We start from the raw sequence: 383 nt of genomic DNA, 5'->3' as shown, positions 1-383 counted from the left end.
TATTGTCCGGAAGCCGAGAGGCGGTTCGCGTTCACCGCTTCGCGGTAGGGTTCGTCGATGTGTCGGGTGATGTCGCGACGGTGTGACTTGCTGGATGTACATTTCGAAAGGAGCGGGCAGTTCCGGCAGATGGCGGGGTCGGAGACGTAGTGATGGTAGCCGTGTCGGTCCGTCGTCTGGTAGGTGAGGCGCTGACGCGCCGGACAGATGTACACGTCCTCTTCCGGGACATAGGTGTACCGTGTCTTGCGGAACATCCCCTTCTTCCCGCCGAAACGCCGACGGGCGATGACGGCGAATATGCCGCGTTCGGTCAGCGCCTTCGCGATCTCGGTCGTGTAATACCCGGCATCGAGCGCGACCGCCTCGAGCGGGAAGCCGAA

Annotated in this window: 1 protein-coding gene; it reads right to left on the bottom strand. The window is 62.4% G+C overall.

Features of this window, described 5'->3' with window-relative positions; genetic code table 11:
- Positions 1 to 383: transposase (locus tag KNP00_RS14125; RefSeq protein WP_215146305.1), on the bottom strand; the 383-nt coding region annotated here is incomplete at both ends.

The organism is Exiguobacterium qingdaonense (assembly GCF_018617855.1).
GTDB classification, from domain to species: Bacteria; Bacillota; Bacilli; order Exiguobacteriales; family Exiguobacteriaceae; genus Exiguobacterium; species Exiguobacterium qingdaonense.
This window is presented reverse-complemented; position numbering and strand designations above follow the sequence as displayed.